This window comes from Amycolatopsis halotolerans, assembly GCF_042647905.1.
GTDB lineage: Bacteria > Actinomycetota > Actinomycetes > Mycobacteriales > Pseudonocardiaceae > Amycolatopsis > Amycolatopsis halotolerans.
The window spans coordinates 1-1,167 of record NZ_JBHRWI010000089.1 but is presented as its reverse complement, the minus strand read 5'-3'; the positions used below and the strand labels follow the sequence as shown (position 1 = coordinate 1,167).

Here is a 1,167-nt window from a genome sequence, read left to right as displayed (position 1 = left end):
CCTTCCGAACATAGCCAACCAGCCATGCCACTGGCGTGACAACTGGCACACCAGAGGTCCGTCCGTCCCGGTCCTCTCGTACTAGGGACAGCCTTCCTCAAGTATCCTGCGCGCGCGGCGGATAGGGACCGAACTGTCTCACGACGTTCTAAACCCAGCTCGCGTGCCGCTTTAATGGGCGAACAGCCCAACCCTTGGGACCTACTCCGGCCCCAGGATGCGACGAGCCGACATCGAGGTGCCAAACCATGCCGTCGATATGGACTCTTGGGCAAGATCAGCCTGTTATCCCCGGGGTACCTTTTATCCGTTGAGCGACACCCCTTCCACCAGGAGGTGCCGGATCACTAGTCCCGACTTTCGTCCCTGCTCGACATGTCTGTCTCACAGTCAAGCTCCCTTGTGCACTTGCACTCGACACCTGATTGCCAACCAGGCTGAGGGAACCTTTGGGCGCCTCCGTTACCCTTTAGGAGGCAACCGCCCCAGTTAAACTACCCATCAGGCACTGTCCCTGAACCAGATCATGGTCCGAGGTTCAGATTCCCAATCCGACCAGAGTGGTATTTCAACAACGACTCCACACCCACTAGCGTGAGCGCTTCACAGTCTCCCACCTATCCTACACAAGCCGAACCGAAAACCAATACCAAACTATAGTAAAGGTCCCGGGGTCTTTCCGTCCTGCCGCGCGTAACGAGCATCTTTACTCGTAATGCAATTTCGCCGGGCCTGTGGTCGAGACAGCCGGAAAGTCGTTACGCCATTCGTGCAGGTCGGAACTTACCCGACAAGGAATTTCGCTACCTTAGGATGGTTATAGTTACCACCGCCGTTTACTGGCGCTTAAATTCTCAGCTTCGCGCCGAAGCGCTAACCGGTCCTCTTAACGTTCCAGCACCGGGCAGGCGTCAGTCCATATACATCGTCTTGCGACTTCGCATGGACCTGTGTTTTTAGTAAACAGTCGCTTTCCGCTGGTCTCTGCGGCCAACCACCCCTCCGTCCGCAAGGGACTTCAAGATGCTTGGCCCCCCTTCTCCCGAAGTTACGGGGGCATTTTGCCGAGTTCCTTAACCACAGTTCACCCGATCGCCTTGGTATTCTCTACCTGACCACCTGTGTTGGTTTGGGGTACGGGCCGTGCATGCACTCACTAGAGGCTTT

Annotated in this window: 1 rRNA gene; it reads right to left on the bottom strand. The window is 56.4% G+C overall.

Annotated features, from left to right (window positions below):
• A 23S ribosomal RNA gene (locus tag ACFORO_RS46645) occupies window positions 1-1,167 on the bottom strand; the annotation flags it as partial.